This is a genomic window from Methylobacterium sp. Leaf123 (assembly GCF_001423405.1).
Taxonomy (GTDB): domain Bacteria; phylum Pseudomonadota; class Alphaproteobacteria; order Rhizobiales; family Beijerinckiaceae; genus Methylobacterium.
The window spans coordinates 297,066-321,332 of the sequence record NZ_LMNS01000039.1 but is presented as its reverse complement, the minus strand read 5'-3'; the positions used below and the strand labels follow the sequence as shown (position 1 = coordinate 321,332).

Sequence of the window (24,267 nt, the reverse complement as noted above, 5' to 3'; positions counted from 1 at the left end):
GGACGCGCCATGGCAGGCCCAAACCCCTCCCCTCCCCCTTCGTCGATCCAAGCCCTCGTCGCCGACGCCCTGCGCGAGGCCAGTGAGCTTGCCAGCAAGGAAATCGCCCTCTTCCGCACGGAGATGACGAGCAACATCCGCTCGTTGTTCATCGGCCTCGCGATGATGGTGCTGGCCGCGGTGTTCGCGGTCACCGCGATGCTGGTGCTCATCGGCGCGCTCGTGAAGTTCGTCGCGACCCTGGTGGGGTCGGAGTGGCTCGCAGCCCTGCTCGTGGGCGGCGGCATGCTGCTCGTGGCCGTCGTGCTCGGCGTCATCGGCGCCCGGGCGATGTCGCTGTCCAACCTCGCGCCGACCCGGACCTCGCGTCAGGTCCGGCAGGATGCCCGCGCGTTGACGGAAAGGGTTTCGGGATGAGCGAATCGATCTCGGATCTCGAGAAGGACATCGAGCAGAGCCGCGCCCGTCTCGATGAGACCATCGACCGGATCCAGGGGCGCCTGAACGCGTCGAGCCTCGTCGATGAGATGCTCGGCTCGGCCCGGCAGACGCCCTATAGCGGCTTCTACGACGACGCCCTGCTGGCGGTGCGGCGCAACCCCGTGCCGGTGCTGCTGATCGCGGCCGGCGTCGGTCTCCTGCTCAACGGCATGCGGACCGTCCGTCGTCCCTCTCCCTCCCGTGCCGTGGTGCCGGTGGAGGCCAAGCCCGTCACCGTGACGGGAGCCGACCGCACCTACGACCCCGACGCCCCCGGCGGGCGCCCCCTCCACGATCTGCCGCCCGAGCGTCAGGTCTGACCCCTCATCTCAAGCCGCGCGCGGACGCTCCGCGCCGACGGCCGACCAGGAATCGGAGTCCATCATGAGCCAAGGCCCCAACCATCAAGGTCCGGTCACTACGCCGCCCACCGGCGCGCCGGTGGAGACCCTGCCCGAGAACATCGCTGCCCGTTCCGGCATGCCCCGTGAATCCGGCGTCGAGCACAATCTGCACGACATTTCCGACCGGGCGACGGCGCAGGGCCGCGACGCCAATGCCCGCCTGCAGGCCGGCTTGCAGGATACGACGGAACAGGCGCGGGAAGGTGCACGCAACCTGCGCGATCAGGCTGCGGACCGGGCCTCCGAGCTGAAGAACCGCGTGAGCGAGGCCGCCGATTCCACCCGCGCCCAGGCCGGCGACACGGTTCGCGCCGCCCGCGAGCGGGCGAGCGAGACCTACGAGGATGCCCGCTCCTGGGCCGAAGACCGCTACGAGACGCAGCGCCAGCGTGCCGCCGACCTCGCGGATCGCGGCTATCGCCGCCTGAACGAGGGCCGCACCGCCACGGAGCAGTTCGTCTCCGAGAACCCAATCCTCGTCGGCGTGGTCGGCCTCGCCGCCGGCCTGCTGCTCGGCGCGCTCCTGCCGCGCACCCGCCAGGAAGACCGGGCGCTCGGCCCCTATGCCGACGACCTGCGCGATCAGGGCATCCGCTACGCCCGCGACCTGACCCATCGCGGCCGCGCCTTCGTCGAGACGGCGCTCGATCCCGAAAATCTCGATGCGGCGGTCAAGCGCGCGAGCGCGGACGGTGGCCCGCAGAGTGGTCAGCAGGGCGGGCCGGCAACCGGCCAAGCGACCGGCGCTCGGCCCGGCTTCAACGAGACTTCACGGCCGGCGCACGGTCTGTAAGGGACAAGCGTAGGTCTTCCCCTCTCCCCGCCAGCGGGGGGAGGGGATAAGCTCATACGGACCGACGTTTCGGGTGGGACTGGCTCACCCGAAATGCCGGGCCAGCGTTTCGCGAACCGCCTCGACCATCCGCTCTACCGGCACCGAGACCTGGGCCGGGCGCGCGGCTTTCCATTCGGCATTGCTGGCGATGTCTTCGGCCGCGCGGGCGCCCGCGATCAGATCTTTGATCTGGACCTCGCCGGCCTCGCGCTCGTTCGAGCCCTGGATCACCACCGCCGGCGCGCGGCGACGGTCGGCATATTTCATCTGCGCCTTCATCCCGGCCGCACCCAGATAGAGCTCGGCCCGGATGTTTTCCGCGCGCAACCGCGCGACCAGCGCCTGATACTCGGCGATGTTTTCGCGATCGAGCACCAGCACCACGACCGGGCCGGGCTTGGCCGCGCCCTCCACCAGGGGGCTCTTGGTCAGCCGCAGGGCCGAGAACAGCCGCGAGACGCCGATGGAGAAGCCGGTCGCCGGCACCGGCTCGCTGCGGAAGCGCCCGACGAGGCCGTCATAGCGCCCGCCGCCCGCCACCGAGCCGAAGCGGACGGTCTGGCCGTCCTCGTTGGTGACGGGGAAGGTCAGCTCCGCCTCGTAGACCGGGCCGGTATAGTATTCGAGGCCGCGCACCACGGAGGGGTCGGCCCGCACCCGGTCATGGCCGTAGCCCGCCGCCTCGCAGAGCCGCATGATCGCGTGGAGTTCGGCAATGCCCTCGCGGCCGGTCTCGGAGGTGCCGACGACCTCCTGCCAGGAGCCGAAGAACTTTTCCCAGAACGCCATCCGGTCGGCGCCCTCGTGCGGGCTCGCCTCGAAGCCGACATAGGCGAGGATGCGCTCGATCGCCTCGTCGCCAAGCCCGGCGCCCTTGGTGAAGTCGCCGCTCTCATCCTTGCGGCCGGCGCCGAGCAGCAGGCGCACGCCGTCGGCGCCGAGACGGTCGAGCTTGTCGATGGCGCGCAGCACCGTGAGCCGCTGGCCGGCCTTGTCCGGGCCGGCGAGGCCGATCGCCTCCATGACGCCGTCGAGCACTTTGCGGTTGTTGACCTTGACGACGTACTGGCCCGAAAGCCCGAGCCGCTCCAGCGTGTCGGCCATCAGCATGCAGGTCTCGGCATCGGCCGCGACGCTGCCCGCGCCGACGATGTCGGCATCGAACTGCATGAACTGGCGGAAGCGGCCCGGCCCCGGCTTCTCGTTGCGGAAGACATAGCCCGCCCGGTAGCTGCGATAGGGCTTCGGGATCGCGTCGAAGTTCTCGGCGACATGGCGGGCGAGCGGCGCCGTGAGATCGTAGCGCAGCGAGAGCCATTGCTCGTCATCGTCCTGGAACGAGAACACGCCCTCGTTTGGCCGGTCGAGATCCGGCAGGAACTTGCCGAGCGACTCGGTGTACTCGACGAAGGGGGTCTCCAGCGCCTCGAAGCCGTAGAGCTCGAAGGTCTGCCGGATCGTGTCGAGCATCCGCCCCTGGGCCAGGATGTCGGCCTCGGTGCGGTCGGGGAAGCCACGCGGCAGGCGGGGTTTCAGGGTGTCGGCCTTGGCCATGTCGTCGCCGATCGGAGCGGGATGGGTCGGGAATGAGGCTTGGGCTCTATCGCAGCCGCGGGCGGGGCGGCAACCCGATGCGGCCTCGGAGGGCCTCACGAAACGCGCGGTCGCGGACCGTTATCGCTCCCGCGGCGACTACGCGGGCGTCTCGTGAGAGACCTCAGAACAGGCGGCTGCCGTCCGGCACCGGCTTGTCGGGGGCAAACAGCACGACGGCGCCGGCCGTGTCGGCAAAGCCGAGCGTCAGCACCTCCGACAGGAATTTTCCGATCTGGCGCGGCGGGAAGTTCACCACCGCTGCGACCTGCCGGCCGACCAGGGTGTCGGGGCTGTAATGCTCGGTGATCTGCGCGCTGGAACGCTTGGCACCGATCACCGGCCCGAAATCGATGACGAGCTTGATCGCCGGTTTGCGCGCCTCGGGGAACGGCTCGGCCGCGACGACGGTGCCGACACGGATATCGACGGCAAGGAAGGCGTCGAACCCGATCTTTTCGGATTCCGGGGCGGTGGGATCGTGGCTGATATGCATGGCCGGTCGGAGCGCGTGACGGAGGATCGGCGGCGTTCTACGAAAGCCGCCGATCTTCGCCAATCACCCTGAACGGTGGGTCAGAGCGTGAGGCGGTAGGCCAGCAGCGCGGCGAGGCTGAGGACCGCGAGCGGGATCTGCGCCGGCCGCAGGCGCTCGAAGAACAGCGGCGCCTCGCCCCGCCGCGCGGCAATGGGATCGAGGATCGTGATCTCGGTAAAGCCGATGATCAGCAGCCCGAGCGCGAGGGCGGGTTTGCCGAATGCGAAGGCGAGGAGGGCGCCGTAGCCCAGCAGGAACAGGCTCAGCATCGTGGCGATCTGCGCCAGCGTCGCCCCGCCCTCTGTGCGGAAGCTGACGCCGCGGCGCACGCCGGAGAGGAACAGCAGGATCGCGCACCCCCAAAGCAGCGTCAGGGTGAAGACCGCCTCGGCCATCGGACCGCGCAGAACCCAGACCAGCCCCGCCCCGGCGACGAAGGGCAGCATTGGCCCGTAGCCGAACACGACGCTGAACCAGGGCACGGCACGGGGCTCGTGCGCGTGAATCGTGCGGCCGGTCGCGTCGTCCTGGGAACGGGCCGTCGGGGGTCGAGCCATCTGCGCTTCAGCGGCGTTAAGAGAAACGCCCGGTGAACGGCCGGACCGCGCGGCCTGTTCCGCGCGATCAGGCCGGCTTCTCCGCGGAGAGGGTGGCTCGGCGGCGCTCGTCGCGCCGGGTGCGGCGCCGCTGGGAGCGGCTCTCCTCCGTGGTGGCAGCGAGCCACCAGACCAGGGCGAGGGCCCCGACGCCCGCCGCGCCGAGGGCCAGGAAGGACCCGCTCCACCCGAACCAGCCCTGGGCGAGCCCGCCATACCACGCCGAGAGCGCGCCGCCCGCGCCCTGCACGGCGTTGACGGTGCCGAGCGCCGTCTGGGTGCGACCCGAACCCCAGGTGAGGTCGGCCACGACCACCGGCACCGCCACGCCGATGATGCCCGAGGCGACACCGTCGAGGATCTCGGCGGTGATGAGCCAGTACGGGTCGTCGATGAAGGCCGAGAGCGCCGCCCGGATGGGCAGAACGAGGCAGGCGGCGATGAGAAGCTGGCGCCGGCCGCGCCGGTCGGCGAGGGAGCCGGCGGCCAACGCCACCGGCACCATCACGAGCTGGGCGACCATGACGTAGCGGGCGGTCCAGGCGGTGGGGTTGTCCGCCGTGTGCACGAGCTTCTGCCCCAGCAGGCTCAGCATGCCGCCATTGCCGAGCTGGAACAAAGCGAGCGCCACCGCGAGCACGAGCAGCCGCTTGTTTGCGAAAATCTGGAGGTAGGAGGAGCGAGCCGGCTCCGCCTCGTCCTCCTCCTTCCAGCCCGCCGCCCGGCGCTGGCTGAAGGCGCGGGCCGGCATCGCCAGCGCGGCGGCGATGGCGGCGGCGGCCATGGCCCCCAGCACCCAGAAGGCGATCTCCGGCCCGAAATGGGCGGTGCCGAGGGTGATGAGCCCGGCCGCGATCAGGATGCCGATATGGTTGAAGGCTTGGTTGCGCCCTTGCTGGCGCGGAAACGCGTCCTTGCCGACGACGCCCAACGTCAGCGCCGTCACCGCGAGTAGCAGCAGCGTTCCGCCGGCCGCAGCGAGGAACTGCGCCGCCAGCACCGGCACGAAGGCATGGGCCGGCATCAGCAGCAGCGTGCCGGCGAGGATTGCGGCACAGGAGACCACGATGAGCAGGCGCGGCCGTCCGAGGCGATCGACCAGCGCGCCGAAGGGGCCGCTGAGCAGCAGCGTGCCAACGCCCACCAGCGTGGTGACGAGCCCGACCTGCGACGGGCTCCACTGCCGCATCTGCGCGAGCCATGTGCCGAGGAACGGCCCGAGCCCGCCCTGGATGTCGCCGATGAAGACGTTGATCAGGGCGAGGTGGGTGGTGGGCGCCATGCTGTCCTTGGGGGCGAGGCCGGGGGCGGCGGCCGTAGCGTACCGCCGCCCCCAGAGCAACGCTCACCATCGCCGCCGGGCTTCAGGCCCGGCTGCGCGACCCGGATGCGCAGGCTCCGGATCGTGGGGCCCGGCTACCGCGGCGTGAGCCAGCGCTGGAAGCCGTCGGCGTAATCGTTGGCGGCCCGGTCGAACTGGTCGTCGGCCCCGGCCGAAACCATGACGGCATCCACCAGCGCGACCGCGCCCTGGCCGGCGGGTCGGGTGCCGATCGCGCCCTTGTAAGTCGTCAGCAGCGCGCCCGAGCGCGCATCGACCACAGCGATGTCGGCCTGCACGGTCGGATGGCCGCCGATGAGCACGCGTTGCGCGGCGGAGGGAATGTCGACCCGGTTGATCGTGGCGACGAGCCGCACCGGCCGGGAGCCCTCGGGCCGGTGTGCGACCGCGCGCTCCAGGGCACGCTTGAGGCGGCTCGCGGCGAGATCCCGCAGATGGGCGCGGGCCTCCGGTGTGGCCGTCAGGGCCGGATCGGTCTGCGACAGGCCGCGGGCGCGCAGGTAATCGTCTTCGGCGGCGCTCCAACGGATCGCGGCCTCGGGCGGGACCCGAACCTCCAGGCTGGTGCAGCGCAGGTTGGCGGTGTCCTGCGGGGAAAGCGTATTGGGCGCGACGGTGGTGCAGGCGGACAGGCCGAGCGCCAGGAAGAGCGCAACAAAGGTCGGACGGCGGAACATCGGGAAGGCTCGGGTCGGTAGCCAAAATCGGCTGCGACCGGCGCGCTAACACAGCTGTTACGGGAGCCCTGCGGCCAGAGAGCCACAAGCCACCACAAATCAAACAAATGATGCAAAACAAAGCCCCGAGGCCGTCAGCCTCGGGGTTCTGTTCAGAGAACTCGAGAGCCTGATCGGACTGTGAGCCCGACAGCTTGCCTTAGGAGGCGAGCGGCGCGCCCGGCTGGCCGCCCTGGGCCTGCGCTTCCATCATCTTCTGCTGATAGAGGCCGACGAAATCGATCGGATCGATATAGAGCGGCGGGAAGCCGCCATTGCGCACGGCCTCGGCGACGATCTGGCGCGCGAAGGGGAAGAGCAGGCGCGGGCACTCGATCATCACCGCCGGGTGGATCTGCTCCTGCGGGATGTTGCGCATGCGGAAGATGCCGGCATACTTCAGTTCGAAGGCGAACAGCACTTCGTTCTGGATCTTGGCGTCGCCCTCAAGCGTCAGCTCGACCTCGAAGTCCGCCTCGGCGATCTGCTGGGCGTTGACGTTGACCTGAATGTTGATCTGGGGCCCGCCCTCCTGCGGCTGCAGGGAGCGCGGCGCATTCGGGTTCTCGAAGGAGAGATCCTTGGCGTATTGCGCCAGCGCGTTGATCGCGGGCGCGAGATCCTGGCCCTGCGCGCCGTTGCCGTTCGGTGCCGCGGTATCGGCCATGGCGTCTCTCCTTCTTGCGTCGTCTTTGGCGCGCACATGTCCCGCGCTAAAGAGCGCCCCTCCGGCGCGGGCTGCGGCTACCATGCCCGTATCCAGCGAACAAGCCGAACGGAGGCAATCGCTTCGGCTGGAACGAGGCCTCGAAGCCCGGTTTTGCGGCCCCCGCCGCAGCGCGCGTGAATGGGACGCGGAGGCTCGTCTTATACGTTTCCCTGGAATACCTCGCAGGTCCGCCCATATCACGGTAAGGTCACGGACTTCGAACAGTCGGAGACACTCAGACCCAAGCGCCTACCAAGGTCTCCGTTCCCGGGTCGATCCCCGCGCCGCCCTCGGCTAAGAGCCGGCTTTGCGAACCCTCCGGCTCCGGTCGGGAACCTCGCGAAGTCATCTCCCGGAGCGCGGCGAGCGGGATCAGGGGGCGGACCTTTCCCGTCCGGGCGGCCTTACGGGCGCCGGACTTACGTGTGCGACGGTCACGATTCGGATCGGTGATGCAGGATTCCTTCGACGCAACCACTCTGATTTTCCTGGCGCTGGCCGTCTTCGTGATCTGGCGGCTGCGCTCGGTCCTGGGCCAGAAGACCGGAACCGAGCGCTCGCCCTTCCGGCCGGTGGAGCGCAACCGCACCGAGCCGCCGGCCGGCCGCGGTGAGGGCGACAACGTGGTTCGCCTGCCCGGCGCCGACCGCAGCCCGGCGGGAGCGGCGGCCGTGCAGACCGCGACCCGCGACTGGCGCGGCATCGCCGAGCCGGGCTCGGCGGTCGCCCGCGGCCTCGAACAGGTGGTGCAGCTCGAACCCACCTTCGAGCCGCGCGCCTTCCTCGAAGGGGCCAAGGGCGCCTACGAGACCATCGTCACCGCCTTCGCCAAGGGAGACCGCAAGACCCTGCGCGCGCTGCTCTCGCGGGAGGTCTGCGAGGGCTTCGAGCGGGCGATCTCCGAGCGCGAGAAGCGCAACGAGACGGCGGAGACGACCTTCATCTCCATCGACAAGGCGGAGATCGCCGCCGTCGAGGTGAAGAACCGCGCCGCCCAGATCACCGTGCGCTTCCTCTCGAACCTCATCACCGCTACCCGCGACGCGGACGGCAAGGTGATCGACGGCAATGCCGAGACCGGCGTCGAGGTGCCCGACGTGTGGACCTTCGCCCGCACGCTGGGCTCGCGCGACCCGAACTGGCAGCTCGTCGCCACCGACGCGGGCGGCTGATCGTTTCGCCTCATGCTGCGTTTGCACGTTTCCCTTCCGGCCGCAGCGGTCCTCGCCGCTGCGGCCGTTTCCATTCCCGCCGTATCCTCACGCGCGGCCGAGCCTCCCCGCGTGCCCGGAGCCGTGCTGGAGCCGGTCTCCCTCGCCGCCCTGCCCGGCTGGCGCGAGGATGACGGGGCCGCCTCCCTCGATGCCTTCCGCCGCACCTGCGCCGGGCCCGGCCCCAATCCGCCCCAGGTCGAGGGTGTGACGGGCTCGCCCGCCGACCTTGCCGCCGCTTGCGCCGCCGCCGCCGCGGTGAAGCCGGGTGAGGCCAAAAAATTCTTCGAGGCGCGGTTCTCCCCCTACCGCATCGTCCGCCCGGCCTCTGGAGCGGAGCCGGAGCGCCGGGTCGGCTTCCTCACCGGCTATTTCGAGCCGGAACTCACCGGGTCACTCGAACCCGGCCCCGGCTATACGGCTCCCGTGCTGTCCCGACCGGACGACCTCGTCAGCCTCGCCCCCGGCGAGACGGTGCCGGGGCTCGATCCGCTCTACCGGGCGGGCCGGCGCACCGAGACAGGGCTCGTCCCCTATCCCGACCGCGCGGCGATCGAGGATGGGGCGCTCGGCGAACGGACCCGGCCGCTGCTGTGGCTGCGCGACGCCGTGGACCTCTTCGTGCTGCAGGTTCAGGGGTCCGGGCGGGTGCGCCTGCCCGACGGACGCGGGATACGGGTGCTCTACGACGGCAAGAACGGCCAGCCCTACACCTCGATCGGCAAGCTGCTCGTCAACGAGGGCCACCTACCGATCAACGGGCTGAGCCTGGAGCGCTGGACGGCGTGGCTGCGGGCCAATCCCGACCATGCCCGCCGGCTGATGCGGATGAACGCGTCCTACATCTTCTTCCGGACCGAGCCGGTGACCGACCCCGCTCTCGGGCCGCCCGGCGCTGCGGGTGTGCCCCTGAGTCCGGGGCGCAGCATGGCCGTCGATGGCAATCTGTGGCGCTACGGCCTGCCGTTCTGGCTGGAAGGCAAGCTGCCGGGCCAGCCCGGACGCGGCCATCTGGTCGTGGCCGCCGATACCGGTTCGGCCATCGTCGGCCCGGCGCGCGGCGACCTCTATGTCGGCACCGGCGCCGCCGCCGGACGGGCGGCCGGCGACCTGCATGATCGGATGGGCTTCGTGGTGCTGATCCCGAAGCCGGCCCCCGCCCCGGATCACGCGCCGAAGGACGCGGCGGCACCGGAGGCCGCTGCCGGAGAGGCGCGGCCGTGAGCGCGCGACCGCCGCGGCGCTCGCGCCTGCTCTCGCGCGAGGAGGCACATCTCTGGGGCGAGATCGCCAAGCTGATCACGCCCCTGCGGGGCCGCGCCAAGCCGAAGAAGGTGCCTGCCGCCGCGGCCGAACAGCCCGCGCCGCCGATTGCGGGGCCGGCTGTGAAAGTCGCCAAGCCGGCCCCGAAGCCGGCCGCCAAGCCTGTCTGGAAACCCGCCTCCCCTCCTCCGGCCAAACCTGTCCCACTCAAACCTGCCCCCGCCGTCGCCCTGCCGCGGGTCGCGTCGAAGCCGCTCAAGCTCGGCGACCTCGCTCCCGAGATCGCTCGGGCCAGCGCCGTATCCAATCCGCCCGTTCCCCCGGCGTCCCCAGGGGCGCCGGGCCTGGAGCGTCGGGAGCGGCGCGGGTTGGAGCGGGGTACGCTGACGATCGAGGCCCGCATCGATCTGCACGGCCTGTATCAGGCAGAGGCGCATGCGGCCTTGGTCGGCTTCCTGCTGCGCTCCCGCGCGGCGGGGCATGCCCGCGTGCTCGTGGTGACGGGCAAGGGCGGTGAGGATTTCGGCGGCCGCGACCGCGGCGGTTTTTCCGAGCGCGGCGTGCTCCGCCGCAGCGTGCCGCACTGGCTGCGGGGCCCGGAACTGCGCGGCCTCGTGCTCGGCTTCGAGGAGGCGGCCCGCCACCACGGCGGAGGCGGTGCCCTCTACGTGCGTCTGCGGCGGCGATAGGCCGAAGACAGAGAGGCAATGCCGGGCGGTACAGGCGCGCCAAACCCTAAGATGAATCTGGCGAGCGGGGTCTTGAGCCGGGTGGCGAAACGCGCTACTGAGCCATGCTCTCCCTTTGCAGCCGTGTCGCATTCCGAGGTCTTTCTGGCCCAGCGGAACCGATGCGTGGGCCGGGCCGCGCGCCCGCGACGGCTACGGACCCCGGGGCGCTTCTCCGGCGCCCGGCTCTGCTCCCGAACCGGCCGACCACTCCCCGCCCTTCGTTGGTTGCATCTCCCCACATGACGTCACAGAACGACGCTCTCTCCCCCGTCGAAGCTCCGGCCGAAGCCGTCATCGCGCCGGCCGATCTCGTCGCCCTGCGTGAGGTGAAGCTTCAGGACCTCAAGTCCAAAACGCCGACCGAGCTCACGGCCTTCGCGGAGGAGGTCGATGTCGAGAACGCCTCGACGATGCGCAAGCAAGAGCTGATGTTTGCGATCCTCAAGCAGCTCGCGGCCAACGAGACCGAGATCATCGGCGCCGGCACGGTCGAGGTGCTTCAGGACGGGTTCGGCTTCCTGCGCTCGCACGATTCGAACTATCTGCCGGGTCCGGACGACATCTACATCTCGCCGACCCAGATCCGCCGCTTCGGCCTGCGCACCGGCGACACCGTCGAGGGCCCGATCCGCGGCCCCAAGGACGGCGAGCGCTATTTCGCGCTGCTCAAGGTCAACACGATCAACTTCGAGAACCCGGAAAAGATCAAGCACAAGGTCCACTTCGACAACCTGACGCCGCTGTTCCCGACACAGCGCTTCAAGCTCGAACTCGACAATCCGCCCAAAAAAGACTTCAGCCCGCGGATCATCGACATCGTCTCGCCGATCGGCAAGGGCCAGCGCGCGCTGATCGTCGCGCCGCCGCGCACCGGCAAGACCGTGCTGATGCAGAACATCGCGCAGTCGATCACGATCAACCATCCGGAATGCTACCTCATCGTGCTGCTCATCGACGAGCGCCCGGAAGAGGTGACCGACATGATCCGCTCGGTGAAGGGCGAGGTCATCGCCTCGACCTTCGACGAGCCGGCCACCCGCCACGTGCAGGTCGCCGAGATGGTGATCGAGAAGGCCAAGCGCCTGGTCGAGCACGGCCGCGACGTCGTGATCCTCCTCGACTCCATCACCCGCCTCGGCCGCGCCTACAACACCGTCGTGCCGTCCTCCGGCAAGGTGCTGACCGGCGGTGTCGATGCCAACGCCCTGCAGCGTCCCAAGCGCTTCTTCGGTGCGGCCCGCAACATCGAGGAGGGCGGCTCGCTCTCCATCATCGCGACCGCGCTGATCGATACCGGCTCGCGCATGGACGAGGTGATCTTCGAAGAGTTCAAGGGCACCGGCAACTCCGAGATCATTCTCGACCGCAAGGTGTCCGACAAGCGCATCTTCCCGGCCATCGACATCACCCGCTCCGGCACCCGTAAGGAAGAGCTGCTGGTGCCGGCGGACGCGCTCAAGAAGACCTACGTCCTGCGCCGCATCCTCAACCCGATGGGCGTCACCGACGCGATCGAGTTCCTCATGGACAAGCTGCGCCAGACGAAGAGCAACAGCGACTTCTTCGACTCGATGAACACCTGAGGCGAGCCTTCTCGCCGAGGCTTTTTTGCCAAAGGGGCCGGCCGACACGATCGGCCGGCCCCTTTTTGTGTCTGACGTTCTCGCGCAACGGGATGGGTCGGGCCTAACGCCGCCCGGACGGCAAAGGGCCATCGCCGATCCGATCAGGCCAGTGCCGACACTGTGACGATCTTGCCGGAGACGACGCTCCCGGCATGCGAAATTGTGCAGTCATTACAAAATCTTCGATCCATCGAACCTTCGCTTGCGTCTGACGTTGGCCCGCCATTGCCGCCTTTCGAGGCGGTTTTGTTTGGAGACGGCGCATGGCAACCCGCAATGTATCGGATCTCGTAGTCGAGACGCTTCAGCAGGCGGGGGTGCGCCGCGTCTACGGCCTCGTCGGCGACAGCCTGAACGGGATCACGGAGGCGATCCGCAGCCGCGGCGTCATCGATTGGGTCCATGTCCGTCACGAGGAGGTCGCCGCCTTCGCCGCCGCCGGCGAGGCGCAGGTGACGGGGGAACTCGCCGTCTGCGCCGGCTCCTGCGGACCGGGCAACCTCCACCTCATCAACGGCCTGTTCGATGCCCACCGCACGCGCACGCCGGTCCTGGCGATCGCCGCGCATATCCCGTCGAGCGAGATCGGCCTGAACTACTTCCAGGCGACGCGGCCCGAGGAGCTGTTCCGGGATTGCAGCCATTTCTGCGAGACGATCTCGGACCCGGAGCAATTGCCCAACGTCCTTGAAGCGGCGATCCGCTCGGCTGTCGGCCAGCGCGGCGTCGCCGTGGTGGTCATCCCCGGCACCGTCGCGCTGAAGGAAGCGCCCAAGCGCGCCTTGTCCGCCCCGGCGACGCTGCGCCCGCGCGCACCGGTCACCGTTCCGCCCGCGGACGAACTCGACCGCTTGGCGGATCTCCTCAACGGATCCAAGAAAATCACGCTGCTGTGCGGGCGCGGCTGCGCCGGTGCGCATGCGCCGCTGATGCAACTGGCCGAGCGTCTCAAGAGCCCGATCGTCCACGCGCTCGGCGGCAAGGAGCATGTCGAGCACGACAACCCCTACGATGTCGGCATGACCGGGCTGATCGGGTTCAGTTCGGGCTACGCGGCGATGGAGGCCTGCGAGACGCTGCTGATGCTCGGCACCGACTTCCCCTACCGCCAGTTCTACCCTGAAGACGCCAAGATCGCGCAGATCGATCTGCGTCCGGAGAATCTGGGCAAGCGCTGCCGGCTCGAACTCGGTCTCGTCGGCGATGTCGCCGCCACCATCGGAGCCCTGCTGCCGCGCCTGACCGGCAACGACAGCGGGCGCCATCTGGAGGCCAGCCTCAAGCACTATGCCAAGGCGCGCGAGGATCTCGACGATCTCGCCACCGGCAAGCCGGGGCGCAAGCCGATCCACCCGCAATACCTCACCCGGCTCCTCAGCGAGGCGGCAACCGACAACGCGGTGTTCACGGCCGATGTCGGCACGCCCACGGTCTGGGCCGCGCGCTACCTCTCCATGACCGCCGGGCGGCGCCTGATCGGCTCCTGGGCGCACGGCTCGATGGCAAACGCCCTGCCCCACGCCATCGGCATCCAGGCAGCGAGTCCCGGCCGGCAGGTGATCTCGCTCTCGGGCGACGGCGGTTTCGCCATGCTGATGGGCGACATCCTCACTCTGACGCAGGAGCGGCTGCCGGTGAAGGTCGTTATCTACAACAACGGCACCCTCGGCTTCGTTGAGCTGGAGATGAAGGCCGCGGGTTATCTCGAGACTGGCGTCACGCTCGAAAACCCGGATTTCGCCGCCATGGCCCGCGCCATCGGCATCCATGCCCACCGGGTCGAGGATCCGGGTGACTTGGAAGGCGCAATCCAGGATGTGCTGTCCCATCCCGGCCCGGCCCTGCTCGATGTGGTGACGAACCGCCAGGAACTGGCGATGCCGCCGAAGCTCCAGGCCGAGCAGGTGAAGGGTTTCAGCCTCTACGCGCTCCGGGCCGTCATGAACGGACGCGGCGACGCGATCCTCGATCTGGCCAAGTCCAACCTGCTGCGCTGAACCGATCCGGCCGCAGCGCGCCCTCGGGAATGGGGGGCGCTGCCCCGAAAGTCCCCGAAATCTCGGCGGTAACCCGGTTCAGCCGCCGCGCCCGGTTTCGGCGCCGAGGCCGCGCTGCGCCTTCGAGCGCAGGCGCTTGTTCTGAAAGACCAGCGTGACGGTGCCACCGCCGCCGCGGTCCGACCAGAGATAGGTCTCGAAGGTGCCGAGCCCGGGGATGGTCGCGGTGGCGTCGATGGTGCCGCGGCAGCCGAGCAGGCCCTCGGCCTCGGACAGACGCATCTCGGCCTGGAGCAGGTCGAAGGTGTCAAGGCCGACCGAGCATGGGGTCCGCTCCGTCGGCGGCCGGTGCGCAGCAACCGACGCCGTGGCGGGGCGAGGCGGCTCGCCCGCCGCATCGGCGGCCGTCGGCTGTGCTTGCCAAGCTCGGACAGGCGGCGCGTCGTCCCGCGCATCGGGGGAGATAACGGGCATGGTGGCGAGCGCGCGCGGCGCTTCCACCGGCGGTCCGCCACTCCGCAGGGCGGGGGTGAAGGCCGGGCCCTGTCGAAGCTGGCTTGGCCCAGTCGAACTGCCACCGCGACCGCCCCTGGGCGGTGCCCACTCCTCGCTCGCCTCGACGGGTGCGCGGGTATGTCCGACGACGATGGCGCGGCGCAGGGCCGTCTCCAGGCCGCGCAGGTCGCGGGCGAGGCGCTCGCTCACTCCGATGCGAGCCGACCCCGACCGGGTCTCGCAGGCCGCGAAGGCGGCAACGGCGTCGCGGATCTCGTCCTCGCTCCACTGCCCCGCCGGCTTGCCGAACAGGTCGGCCTCGCCCTGCGGTACGGTGGGTCCCGTGAGGGCGCCGAGCCGGCCAAGCCTCTCCTCCGCAAGGACACGATGCACGCCGCAGCCGCCGGCCGCCGCGAGGGCTGCGCGGTACGGCGAAGGTGTAGCTGCGAGGGAGGATCCGCACGCGGCAGCGAGCAGGGCCGGTGCGAGAAGGAAGCGCATGCGAGCAGTCGCCTGGGTTCAGGTCATACGGCCTAAACACCCGGTTCTACGTGAACGGACCCTTACCGCGCTGGCTGAAATAGTCAGGCATCGGCCGCCATGCCTTACCGTCCGTTGACCGCCTCGCTCGGATCGACCGCACTTGGACGCACGTGAAACGCGCGATCCGAACGAGCCCGGCGCCGGAACTGGGCACGCCCTGGCCTCACTCGCCGTAGCCAACGCGACCGGGGGCAACGGCCCCGGAAACGGGATGCCCTCTCAGCCGGTCCCGGCAGTTTTCACGGGAAAACTGCCACGCTTCAGACACCGCCCGTCGAGGACTTCGATCGTCTGCGGCGGCGGGCCACCATGTTGAGACCCTCCACGCCGGCCGAGAACGCCATGGCGGTGTAGATATAGCCCTTCGGCACATGCGCCCCGAAGCCCTCGGCGATCAGCGTCATGCCGATCATGATGAGGAAGCCGAGCGCCAGCATCACCACGGTGGGGTTGGCAGCAATGAAGCGCGACAGCGGGTTCGCGGCAATCAGCATCACGGTCACGGCGGTGACGACGGCGATGACCATGATCGGCACGTGCTCGGTCATGCCGACAGCGGTGATGATCGAATCGATCGAGAAGACGAGGTCGAGCACCAGGATCTGGCCGATGGCCGAGCCGAAGGTGACCGCCGCCCGGCTACCGGGCTTCTCCTCCGGGCTCGGATCGACGCTGTGGTGGATCTCCTTGGTCGCCTTCCACAGCAGGAACAGGCCGCCGGCGATGAGGATCAGATCGCGCCAGGAGAAGCTCTTGCCCAGCACCGCGAAGACCGGCTCGGTCAGGTGGACGATCCAGGCCACCGTGCCGAGCAACGCCAGCCGCAGGATCAGCGCGAGGCCGATGCCCAAGCGCCGCGCCCGGCTCCGCTCGGCCTCGGGCAGCTTGTTGGTGACGATCGAGATGAAGATCAGATTGTCGATGCCGAGGACGACCTCCATCACCACGAGGGTCGCCAACGCCACCCAGGCGGTGGGATCGGCGGCGAGGTGAAGCAAGCTGTCCACGGGCAGGTCCGGGGTTCAGAAGGGGAGAGGGAACCGGCTGTTGTTGCCGGGCGCGGCGTCCAGCGGCGCCAGAACGCGCACCGCCTTCGGCATCACCTTGAAATGGGCCGGCGTCCAGGTGGTCAACTCGCCGTCGGTGTTGACCGCCCGCGGCTTGCGCGTCTTCAGCACCAGCTCTGTGGTCTCGAAGGCACGCACATCCGCGGCCTTGCCGTGTGTCCCACGGCGCAGGGCCGGCAGCAGCGCGATCAGCCGCCACCAATGGGCGACCTCCAAACTGTAGAAATCGAGCCGTCCGTCATCGACGGTGGCGTCTTCCTGCACGGTCATGCCGCCGCCGTAATGGCGCCCGTTGCCGACCGAGGCCTGGATGGTCGTCACCTTCTCGGTCTGGCCATCATGCTCGATCGTCACGGTGAAGGGGCGGGCACGGCGCAGGAGCCGGAAGGCCGCGATGGCATAACCCACCGTGCCCCAGGCCTTCTTGGCTTCCGCCGTCAGCTCGCCGGCGAGATCGGCGGAAAAGCCGACGCTCGCAACGTTGAAATAGTAGTGCCCGTTGACCCAGCCGAGGTCGATCGCCTTCTCCGGCGCGGTCGGGATCACGCGGGCGGCCGGCTCCGGCTCAAGGGGCAGGCCGAGGGAGCGGGCAAGATCGTTGGCGGTGCCGAGCGGCAGGATGCCGAAGGGCAGCCCCGTCTCGACCAGGGCCGGCGCCGCCGCGTTCATGGTGCCGTCACCGCCGCCGAGGATCACCAGATCGACGGAACTCGCATGCCGCCCGATCACCTCCTTGCAATCGGCGCTGCCCTCCGGCTCGATGAGGTCGAGTCCCCCCTCGCGCAGAATCGTGCGGATCGAATCCAGCGGCGCGGACCCGCTGCGCGCCTTGGCGTTCACGAGAAGGAGGGCGCGGCGCTTCCCGGTCTGCGAGGGCGCGCTCAAGCCGCCGCTCCGCTCGCTTGGGGCCGGAACAGGAAAACCAGCATGGCCGGCACAGGGATATCCTCGCACGCTTCCGCGCCGCGTTCGCGCCAGCGGTGAAAGGATCCGACATCACGGTCGACGCCTCGACCGTCAGAGGGGCCCGGACCCGTCCTCGGTGATCCCGCCCGATGCTTGGCACCGGGCCCGCCCGGCCTGCAATCGTTCGCGCGCAGGACGAGCCGGGATCTTACGCTCAAGGTGGGCTCTTCCCGCGCGATGGCAAGGGCGCGGGGCGAGGCCGCGCCGCACGGGTTCCGCATTGGGGACTGTGCCCAGGGAAGCCGGGACAGCGGGGGTAACAGGCCTTCCGGCGCTGGCGCCGGTCGCACGGGCGCCCGACTCGGTGTAGGCACGAAGCCGGTGGCAGAAAGGCGTGGAACCGTAGCGGTGCCATCACGCGTTCCGTCTCACCGACCGCCTTCCGCGGAGTGCCGGCCGCCGTCACCCATCCGAGGTGAGCGCCGACGGTGACCCGGCCTTCCGCGAGGCATCTTCAGGCCTGCTCGCCCGATCGGTCCCGTCATGCGCCCCGTCCTGTTTCTGACCCTTCTCCTCTCCTCGGCCTGCGCGGCGGGAGGCGCCCTGGCCCAGCAGGGATCGAACTGGATCGACCCACCGGCCAAATCCGACGCTGCCCCGGCCGGCGGCGAGCGGGCGAAGCCGGCGGCCAAATCCGCCCCCCGTTTCGAGGTCGAACCCGAGGCCGGAAGCCGCTCGCGCCGGGCCGCGGCCCCCTCCCCCGCCCGGCGGGACATGCACCGCCAGGACCGCACCCGTGCCGCCGAGATGCGCCGCGCCCGCCGGGCCGCCATCCGCGAGCGGGCGCGCGAAGAAAATCACTCGCACACCGCCCGGATGCACCGCCCTGCCCCGCCCGCCGCGAACATGGCCCGCGCCGAGCCGGATCCGCGCTTCTCCGATTGGGCCGTGGCGGCGCGTCGCCTGAGCCTCGGCTATCTCGACAGCGTGTCGGCGCCCAACGGCGCGATGCTGTCCGCCGCGCCCCGCTTCTACGGCAGCACGGTGCGCTTCCACGGCCGTGTCATGACCACCCACGCGCTCCTGGCCGAGAAGCGGCGCTTCGCGCAGCGCTGGCCCGAGCGGCGCTACGAGCCGCACGGGGAGCCGCGGATCGCCTGCGACGGACCCAGCGCCACCTGCCTCGTGCGCATCGTCCACGATTTCACCGCCGTCAGTCCGGCGCGCGGCGCGCGTTCGCAGGGGGTCGCCGAACTCACGCTGACGGTGAGCTTTGCCGGGGGCGCACCGGTCATCGTGTCGGAGGCGAGCCGCGTCCTGAGCCGGGCGGGGGCCTGACGGGAAACAGGATGATGGCTCCAAGCGATCATCCTGCAGGATCAGCCGCCGCATCGACCGGATACTCCGGCCGGTCCATGTTGTAGAAGCAGCCGATGGGCGCCGCCGTGAGCGGGCGCCCCGGCGACGAACGAGAACAGGGCATCGCACGCGTGAAGGGATCGGCAAAGGCCGCAGGCCGGAGCAAGGACGAGACGACGGCCCCGCCGGAGGCGCCGGTCTCCGAGGACGACCGCCGGATCCGCGCGCTGATCCTGGCCGAGCTCGACCGGCGCGGCGCGCGGCCGGTGGCCCGCCGGACGCTGGCTCTGATCGCCGAGGGCTTCGTCGAGCCCGCCGACGGGGTGCCCGGCTACCGGATCGTCGATCGAACCGGCGCGGTGCGCCTGCGGGGCGAGGCGGGCGCCGGGGTGCCGCTGACCCTGCACGACTTGGTCGAAGAACTTCGTGAGCAGCACGCGCCGCTGTTTCTCCCCCCTGCCCCCGAACCGGAGCCGGAACCCGCCCGCGACACCATCGCCGACGTGCGGGCCGCGGGCGCCCGTTTCGTGGAAACGCAATCGGCGCTGGCGCGCTCGCTTGCGACCAGCTCCGCCGAGCGCAGCCGGGCGCTCGCGAGCGCCGCGAGCGAGACCGTCGAGGGCTGGCGCAGCCGCCTCGCCGAGCGGCTGAAGGCCCGGCCGAGGCCCGCACCGGTCAGCGCCTCCCTCGATCCGGCCGAGTCCTCGCCGAACACGGCAGAGCGCCTTGCCGAGGCGCGCGCCCGCGTCGGAGACGGCTGGCGGCGCGTGGCCGGTGGGCTTCAGCCCCGCCAGACGGCGGCCCGAATCCGCGACCGCGCCGAGGATGCCTTCGCGGCCGGCAGCCGCCGGCCGGTTCTGCTGATGGCGTTCGGCGCCTTGGCGGGCGCGGGCCTCGTCGCGGCGCTCTCCTTGAGCGGACGCGACACGGAGGAATCCAGTCGCCCCGCCCAGCAGACCGCCGAAACCCAGGCCCCGCAGACCGCGCCGGCCGGATCGCCCCCGGCCGCGGATCGTGGCTCGGCGACGGAGGAGCCGGCCGCCGACGCACCGCCCACGGATGCGCCGGGCAATGCCACTGAGCGCCCGACCGAGCCGGAGGCGCCGCGCAAGGGTAGCAATAGCGCCAACGCCATCGTCGGCGTGCCGGAAGTGATCGACACGGCGACGCTGCGAGTCGGTGGCAAGGTCGTGCGCCTGTTCGGCGTCGAGTGGGTCCGCGGCGGCCAGTCCGACGAGTTGAGCAAGTATCTCCGCAAGCGCTCGGTGACCTGCCAACCCGCGCCCGGCAGCAGCGCGCATATCTGCACCGTCGAGGGCCGCGACCTCTCTGAGGTGGTGCTGTTCAACGGCGGCGGTCGCGCCTCGTCGGAGGCGACGCCGGATCTCGCGGCGGCCGAGGACCACGCCCGTACCGAGCGGCTGGGCGTCTGGAAGCGGTGAGGCGCCGGGGGCGGTAAGCCCCCAGCCTAGCGCAGCCGGCGAGATCCCGGCTTCGTCAGAGTAGGGGCTGGCGCGCGGCCGCATCCTCGCGGGCACAGAGCGCCGCATCGGGCTTTGCCCCCTCCCCGCTCAGCGCGCGTTTGAGGTCGGCTCGGGCGCGCTCCAGATCGGTGCGGAAGCCGGGATCGGCGAGCAGCACGGCGACCAGCGCCGAGGCGCCGGTGCGGGCGGCCTCGACATCGCTGAGCCAATGGACGCCGCACACGACCCGGCTCTCGCCGTAGAGACGGCTGCGCACCAGGAACTGCGTCGCCTTCTCCGGCATCAGGTTCGCCATAATCAGCCCGTAGGCCCATCCCTGGCTGGCATGGCCGGAGGGATAGCTGAAGCTGTCGGCGAGTTCGGCCGTGCGGGCGACGCAGATGGGCAGGTCGTTGCCGACGAAGGGGCGCAGGCGACGATAGCGCCGCTTGGCCACGCGGGTGGCGCGGGCGATATCGATGCGGGCCCGGTCGAGGAGCCGCATCAGGTCCGGCACGCTCGCTTGGTCGATGCGCTGGCCGAGGACGCAGGCATAATCCTCGAGAAGTGCGGCACCGCCATCGGCGACGTCGTTGGTGGCGAGCGCCCAGCGCGGGCTGCCCTGAAAGGCTCGGGTCGCATTGTAGAGCGCCCGGTCCGCCGCTTCCGCCGCCGAGTGGCCCGCGGGGGGCGGCGGTAGGATCGGCACGAGGTTCGGCGTCGCCTCGTCGCTGAGATAGCCCTTCGGGGCTGCGGCCGCGAGCTTGTCCTTCTCCAGCGAGGGCGCGGAGGTTGCCGGGCCGGCCGGGGCCGCCGGCTCAGCCCTGAGGGGGAGGACTTGGAGGGGCGGGGCAGCCAGGATCAGCGTCAGCAGGGCGGCCAAGCGCACCGGCGCACGGGTCGGGCGGGTCATCGGGGGAGAAGCTTTCAGGCGCCGGGGCTGAACGGATCGTGGCGGAGGCCAGGAGCGGGCTTCAGTTTTCAGACTGATGCTTCCGGCCTGTCTAGGAGGGACGTGCGACGGATGCGTCACAGTCCCGATCCGCTGTCAGACCACGCCGCTTTTTCAGGCCGGCGTCAGGGCGCCCGGATCGCGGCGGCGACGTCGCGGAAAAACTCCTCGTGGGCGCTCAGCGCCCCCGGTACGGTGAGGGCCGAGACGCGGCCCGTGCCGATCAACGCATCCATCTCGGCACCCGAGCGGCGCGGCGCCTTCTCCGGACGCAGCACCCGCACGGGCGGCAGCCCGTCGCCGAACGAAGCCAGGAATTCCTCGCGCGAGGCGACCGGATCGAGGCCGCCCGTCACGAAGGCCGCGGTGCCGAACCGGCCCCGGCTCTGGCGGGTGATGCGATGCTTGGCAGTGATCACGGCCGCCGTCACATGCTTCGGCTCGGCATAGACGTGGGCGCGCATCATCCGCCCGATGATCGGCGGGCTGATGTTGATGCGGTAGAGCGCCTCGCCCAGGAGCGGCATCTCCACGGCCCGGCGGATTCGGCCGAACCACGCGGCGCGCTCCGGCCCCATGGCGGTCGGCAATGGTCCGCGCCAGGTCGGCGCCACGAGCACCAGCCGCGCGAAGGCGCCGGGATGACGGCGTGCGGCGGCCACGAGGTAGGGCGCGGCATGGCCCGCGGCGACGCCGAGCGCGTAGGGGCCGGGGGCGGCCGCCAGAAGCGCATCGAGGAAGGCGTGCAGGTTGGCGGGATTCAGCGGCAGCCGCGCCCGCGCATGCGCGCCGAAGCCCGGCCAGTCCGGCACGAGGCAGCGATGCATCGCGCTGAGTTCGCCGGCGAGCGGCAGCATCTCCTCGCGCGCCGAGATCGAGGAGAGGGCGGGCAGCAGCAATGCGTCGGCGCCCTCCCCGACCACGGCACAGGGCGTCGCCACCCGATGTCCCGCGACGGTGAGGTCGAGGGTCCGGGTGGCGACCGATGCGGCGGCAGCCGCCATCAGGTCCGCAGCAGCTCGTTGATGCCGGTCTTGGCGCGGGTGCCGGCATCGACGCGCTTGACGATCACGGCGCAGTAGAGGCCGGGGCCGGGGGTGCCGTCGGGCAGCGGCTTGCCGGGCGTCGTGCCCGAGACCACCACGGAGTAGGGCGGTACGCGGCCGTAGAAGGTCTCGCCCGTGGTGCGGTCGATGATCCGGGTCGAGGCGCCGATATAGACGCCCATCGACAGGACCGAGCCCTCGCCGATGATCACGCCCTCGGCGACCTCGGCGCGGGCGCCGACGAAGCAGTTGTCCTCGATGATGACCGGGTTGGCCTGGAGCGGCTCCAGCACGCCGGCGATGCCGGCGCCGCCCGAGATGTGACAGTTCTTGCCGACCTGCGCGCAGGAGCCGATCGTCACCCAGGTATCGACCATGGTGCCCTCGCCGACATGGGCGCCGAGGTTGATGAAGCTCGGCATCAGCACCGCGCCCGGCGCGATGTAGGAGCCGCGGCGCACGAAGCAGCCCGGCACGGCGCGGAAGCCGGCGGCGCGGAACTCGGCCTCACCCCAGCCGGAAAACTTCGAGGGCACCTTGTCCCACCACGGGGAGGAGCCGGGGCCGCCCTCGATCGGCACCATGTCGTTGAGGCGGAAGGAGAGCAGCACCGCCTTCTTGAGCCACTGGTTGACCTGCCAGGTATCGCCCGCCTTCTCGGCGACGCGGGCCTTGCCGGAATCGAGCAGGCTCAGCGCCTCGTCCACCGCCTCGCGCACCGCGCCGGTGGTCGTGGTCGAGATGCCGGCGCGCTCTTCCCAAGCGGCTTCGATGGTCTTTTCGAGATCGGCGTGTGACATCGGGGTGTTCCGGACTGAAGTGCCTTCCGACGACGTCGCAACCGGTTCGTCGAGAGAAGGCACGTTGACACGAGGAGCTGGAGGCGTCGGCCGATACAATCGGGCCGGCATCTCGCATTCGGCGCGAAAGGTGGTCGTTGCTTACAAAAGCCGCCCGGTTCTGTCACCGTTTGCGTGGCGCGAGGCCCACAAGCCGCTCGCGCACGCCGGATAGACCCTGGACGAGATCGAGCAGCTCCTCGGCCATGCCGTCATGGATTGCCGCCGCCGCGTCGGGAAACTCGCGCAGGACGCGGCTCATCACCGAAGGCGTCACGCGCATCACTTCGGCCGGCTCGACCGCGCGAGCCTCCGCCGGCCGCTCGACCTGACGGAAAAGGGCGTTGCGCCCGATGACCCCGGAGCGGGACACCGTGACCGGCTTCGCACCCGACCGCGCGGGGACGAGCGCGATGGTGCCGGACATGACGACGTAGCCGCCGTCGGACGGCTCGCCGCGGGCGAACAGCAGCTCGCCCTTCCCCAGGAGGCGGCGCTCACCGGCAAAGCTGAGCAGGCGCAGGGCGTCGCGCCCGAATAGCTCGAACACGGGGGCCGCGGCGAGGATCGCGATGTCGTCGTCGAGCCCCAACGCCTCTCCGCCCCTCGGCCGCGATCCGCCACGCCTTTTGCATCGCCTCGGTGTCTCTCACAAAACTCCCGCTGCGCCGCCGTGCCCAGAAGGGAAACGATCGGTGATCGGGAGTTTTGTGAGGCACTCTCACTCCGAAAGCCGGCGACCACCTTTCGGGACGATGCTTGACTGTCCGGGCGCAAGCTTAACCGATGCCGAGGCGGCGCGATACGCCGCCCGGCCGCAGCCTGTGCGGGACGGTGGATACCAGCGAAAGATCGGCCCTCAGGGCAGCAGCTTGTAGCCGCCGCCTTCGGTGACGAGGATTGCGGCGACCGCCGGGTTCGGCTCGATCTTCTGGCGCAGCCGGTAGATGTGCGTTTCGAGGGTGTGGGTGGTGACGTGGGCGTTGTAGCCCCACACCTCAGCGAGCAGCGTATCGCGCCCCACCACCTCGCGGCCCGCCCGATAGAGGTAGCGCAGAATCGCCGTCTCTTTCTCGGTCAGCTTCAGCTTGGAGCCGCGCTCGCCGACCAGCAGCTTGGCACCGGGCCGGAAGGTGTAGGGGCCGATGCGGAACACCGCATCCTCGCTCGCCTCGTGCTGGCGCAGTTGCACCCGGATGCGAGCGAGCAACACGGCGAACTTGAACGGCTTGATCACGTAGTCGTTGGCGCCCGCCTCCAGGCCCTCGACCATGTCGTCATCGGATTCCTGGGCGGTCAGCATGATGATCGGGCCGCGATAGCCGTTGCGGCGCAGGGTCCGCACCGCCTCGCGCCCGTCCATGTCCGGCAGCGCGACATCCATCACCACGAGATCGACCGATTCCTGCGTGACGCGGTTCAGCGCCCCGGTCGCTGTCGGTTCGCCGATGACGGTGAATTCGTCATAGGCGTCGATCTGCTCCGTCAATGCCTCACGCAGGGCGTCGTCGTCGTCACAGACGAGGAGGCAATAGGGGTTGGACATCGACGCAGCGG

The 24,267-nt window shown here is 70.2% G+C and carries 24 protein-coding genes; 10 read left to right on the top strand and 14 right to left on the bottom strand.

Annotation, left to right across the window (positions count from 1 at the left end; translation table 11 throughout):
• The first annotated feature begins 9 nt into the window (after positions 1–9).
• From ASF53_RS23555 to ASF53_RS23545, 3 genes are all read left to right on the top strand, one after another.
• Positions 10–417 carry a phage holin family protein gene (locus ASF53_RS23555; RefSeq protein ID WP_056204693.1) on the top strand — a complete coding sequence of 136 codons (408 nt, stop codon included), beginning with the start codon at positions 10–12 and terminating at the stop codon, positions 415–417.
• Positions 414–800: a DUF3618 domain-containing protein gene (locus ASF53_RS23550; protein ID WP_003601200.1), complete on the top strand. Its 387-nt coding sequence runs from the start codon at positions 414–416 to the stop codon at positions 798–800. The genes ASF53_RS23555 and ASF53_RS23550 overlap by 4 nt, the downstream gene beginning before the upstream one ends.
• Before the next feature lie 64 nt (positions 801–864).
• Positions 865–1,677, top strand: coding sequence for a DUF883 family protein (locus ASF53_RS23545; protein ID WP_056204690.1), 813 nt, complete (start codon positions 865–867; stop codon positions 1,675–1,677).
• An 84-nt stretch (positions 1,678–1,761) separates the two neighbouring features.
• On the opposite strand, the gene hisS is transcribed toward ASF53_RS23545, so the two are convergent.
• The 6 genes from hisS to secB all read right to left on the bottom strand — a co-directional run bounded on the left by hisS (position 1,762) and on the right by secB (position 7,171).
• Complete coding sequence (gene hisS, locus ASF53_RS23540; RefSeq protein WP_056204687.1) at positions 1,762–3,273, bottom strand: histidine--tRNA ligase; 1,512 nt, start codon at positions 3,271–3,273, stop codon at positions 1,762–1,764.
• Between the two features lie 163 nt (positions 3,274–3,436).
• Entirely contained in the window at positions 3,437–3,808 is a 372-nt protein-coding gene (locus tag ASF53_RS23535) for a tRNA-binding protein (protein ID WP_056204685.1), read from the bottom strand.
• An 80-nt stretch (positions 3,809–3,888) separates the two neighbouring features.
• Positions 3,889–4,407 carry a DUF3429 domain-containing protein gene (locus ASF53_RS23530; protein ID WP_056204682.1) on the bottom strand — a complete coding sequence of 173 codons (519 nt, stop codon included), beginning with the start codon at positions 4,405–4,407 and terminating at the stop codon, positions 3,889–3,891.
• A gap of 67 nt (positions 4,408–4,474) precedes the next feature.
• A complete protein-coding gene (locus ASF53_RS23525) occupies positions 4,475–5,728 on the bottom strand; it encodes an MFS transporter (RefSeq protein ID WP_056204679.1) in 1,254 nt (417 codons plus the stop codon).
• Positions 5,729–5,862: 134 nt separating this feature from the next.
• Positions 5,863–6,465, bottom strand: coding sequence for a hypothetical protein (locus tag ASF53_RS23520; protein ID WP_056204675.1), 603 nt, complete (start codon positions 6,463–6,465; stop codon positions 5,863–5,865).
• Positions 6,466–6,664: 199 nt separating this feature from the next.
• Entirely contained in the window at positions 6,665–7,171 is a 507-nt protein-coding gene (secB, locus tag ASF53_RS23515; RefSeq protein ID WP_003601188.1) for a protein-export chaperone SecB, read from the bottom strand.
• A 494-nt stretch (positions 7,172–7,665) separates the two neighbouring features.
• Here secB and ASF53_RS23510 point away from each other — a divergent pair, with 494 nt between their 5' ends.
• The 5 genes from ASF53_RS23510 to poxB all read left to right on the top strand — a co-directional run bounded on the left by ASF53_RS23510 (position 7,666) and on the right by poxB (position 14,040).
• Positions 7,666–8,385 (top strand): Tim44/TimA family putative adaptor protein, encoded by a 720-nt coding sequence (locus ASF53_RS23510; RefSeq protein ID WP_056204672.1) that lies wholly within the window; start codon positions 7,666–7,668, stop codon positions 8,383–8,385.
• 12 nt (positions 8,386–8,397) lie between these two features.
• Positions 8,398–9,648, top strand: a complete 1,251-nt coding sequence (gene mltA / locus ASF53_RS23505) for a murein transglycosylase A (protein ID WP_200943323.1) — start codon at positions 8,398–8,400, stop codon at positions 9,646–9,648.
• Positions 9,645–10,376 (top strand): Smr/MutS family protein, encoded by a 732-nt coding sequence (locus tag ASF53_RS23500; RefSeq protein WP_056204669.1) that lies wholly within the window; start codon positions 9,645–9,647, stop codon positions 10,374–10,376. Before mltA ends, ASF53_RS23500 begins: the two co-directional genes overlap by 4 nt.
• 281 nt (positions 10,377–10,657) lie before the next feature.
• Positions 10,658–12,001 (top strand): transcription termination factor Rho, encoded by a 1,344-nt coding sequence (gene rho / locus ASF53_RS23495; RefSeq protein WP_056204666.1) that lies wholly within the window; start codon positions 10,658–10,660, stop codon positions 11,999–12,001.
• A gap of 305 nt (positions 12,002–12,306) precedes the next feature.
• Positions 12,307–14,040 (top strand): ubiquinone-dependent pyruvate dehydrogenase, encoded by a 1,734-nt coding sequence (gene poxB, locus ASF53_RS23490; protein ID WP_056204663.1) that lies wholly within the window; start codon positions 12,307–12,309, stop codon positions 14,038–14,040.
• Positions 14,041–14,118: 78 nt separating this feature from the next.
• Here poxB and ASF53_RS23485 read toward each other — a convergent pair whose 3' ends face one another.
• The 3 genes from ASF53_RS23485 to ASF53_RS23475 form a co-directional block, all read right to left on the bottom strand.
• Positions 14,119–14,928 (bottom strand): hypothetical protein, encoded by an 810-nt coding sequence (locus ASF53_RS23485; RefSeq protein WP_286134679.1) that lies wholly within the window; start codon positions 14,926–14,928, stop codon positions 14,119–14,121.
• Between the two features lie 410 nt (positions 14,929–15,338).
• Entirely contained in the window at positions 15,339–16,085 is a 747-nt protein-coding gene (locus tag ASF53_RS23480) for a TerC family protein (protein ID WP_056204657.1), read from the bottom strand.
• Between the two features lie 15 nt (positions 16,086–16,100).
• Positions 16,101–17,030 (bottom strand): lipid kinase, encoded by a 930-nt coding sequence (locus ASF53_RS23475; RefSeq protein WP_056204654.1) that lies wholly within the window; start codon positions 17,028–17,030, stop codon positions 16,101–16,103.
• Between the two features lie 564 nt (positions 17,031–17,594).
• Between ASF53_RS23475 and ASF53_RS23470 the strand changes: the two genes are divergently transcribed.
• Together ASF53_RS23470 and ASF53_RS23465 are read left to right on the top strand one after the other, a co-directional pair.
• Entirely contained in the window at positions 17,595–18,389 is a 795-nt protein-coding gene (locus tag ASF53_RS23470; RefSeq protein WP_056204651.1) for a hypothetical protein, read from the top strand.
• A 152-nt stretch (positions 18,390–18,541) separates the two neighbouring features.
• Positions 18,542–19,852, top strand: a complete 1,311-nt coding sequence (locus ASF53_RS23465) for a thermonuclease family protein (protein ID WP_056204886.1) — start codon at positions 18,542–18,544, stop codon at positions 19,850–19,852.
• 55 nt (positions 19,853–19,907) lie between these two features.
• Here ASF53_RS23465 and ASF53_RS23460 read toward each other — a convergent pair whose 3' ends face one another.
• From ASF53_RS23460 to ASF53_RS23440, 5 genes are all read right to left on the bottom strand, one after another.
• Positions 19,908–20,786 (bottom strand): acid phosphatase, encoded by an 879-nt coding sequence (locus ASF53_RS23460; protein ID WP_056204648.1) that lies wholly within the window; start codon positions 20,784–20,786, stop codon positions 19,908–19,910.
• Between the two features lie 164 nt (positions 20,787–20,950).
• Positions 20,951–21,829 carry an alpha/beta fold hydrolase gene (locus ASF53_RS23455; protein WP_056204645.1) on the bottom strand — a complete coding sequence of 293 codons (879 nt, stop codon included), beginning with the start codon at positions 21,827–21,829 and terminating at the stop codon, positions 20,951–20,953.
• Positions 21,829–22,671 carry a 2,3,4,5-tetrahydropyridine-2,6-dicarboxylate N-succinyltransferase gene (gene dapD, locus ASF53_RS23450; protein ID WP_056204640.1) on the bottom strand — a complete coding sequence of 281 codons (843 nt, stop codon included), beginning with the start codon at positions 22,669–22,671 and terminating at the stop codon, positions 21,829–21,831. The genes ASF53_RS23455 and dapD overlap by 1 nt, the downstream gene beginning before the upstream one ends.
• A gap of 163 nt (positions 22,672–22,834) precedes the next feature.
• Positions 22,835–23,302: a Crp/Fnr family transcriptional regulator gene (locus ASF53_RS23445; protein WP_056204637.1), complete on the bottom strand. Its 468-nt coding sequence runs from the start codon at positions 23,300–23,302 to the stop codon at positions 22,835–22,837.
• Between the two features lie 267 nt (positions 23,303–23,569).
• Positions 23,570–24,256 carry a response regulator transcription factor gene (locus ASF53_RS23440; protein WP_056204634.1) on the bottom strand — a complete coding sequence of 229 codons (687 nt, stop codon included), beginning with the start codon at positions 24,254–24,256 and terminating at the stop codon, positions 23,570–23,572.
• Positions 24,257–24,267: the final 11 nt, after the last annotated feature.